This is a genomic window from Serratia sp. J2 (genome assembly GCF_046269175.1).
Lineage (GTDB): Bacteria > Pseudomonadota > Gammaproteobacteria > Enterobacterales > Enterobacteriaceae > Chania > Chania fonticola_C.
On record NZ_JBKABN010000121.1, the window covers coordinates 1 to 370 of the forward strand.

Genomic DNA, 370 nt, shown 5'->3' on the forward strand with positions numbered 1-370 from the left:
AGTAACGAGCAGAAATACCTTTATAGGCTTGTAGCTCAGGTGGTTAGAGCGCACCCCTGATAAGGGTGAGGTCGGTGGTTCAAGTCCACTCAGGCCTACCAAATTTTCCCTTATACTGCGTTATATCCACAGTCGTTTACCAAAAGTAAACTTCCTGTGAATATGCCTTGTCTAAGGAAAAATTAACTCTTCATAGAGTTGGTACCCATAAAGATTTCTGTCAGTGACTGTATGGGGCTATAGCTCAGCTGGGAGAGCGCCTGCCTTGCACGCAGGAGGTCAGCGGTTCGATCCCGCTTAGCTCCACCATATCCATGCGGTCCTTGATAATACTTCAGAGTGTACTGGCAACAGTATGCTGCGAAGTATT

2 tRNA genes are annotated in these 370 nt (G+C 46.8%); both read left to right on the plus strand.

The window, feature by feature from the left end:
* The first annotated feature begins 24 nt into the window (after positions 1–24).
* Positions 25–101 (plus strand) — tRNA-Ile (locus tag ACKWMY_RS28355).
* Positions 102–233: 132 nt separating this feature from the next.
* Positions 234–309: transfer RNA gene (locus tag ACKWMY_RS28360), tRNA-Ala, on the plus strand.
* Positions 310–370 lie beyond the last annotated feature (61 nt).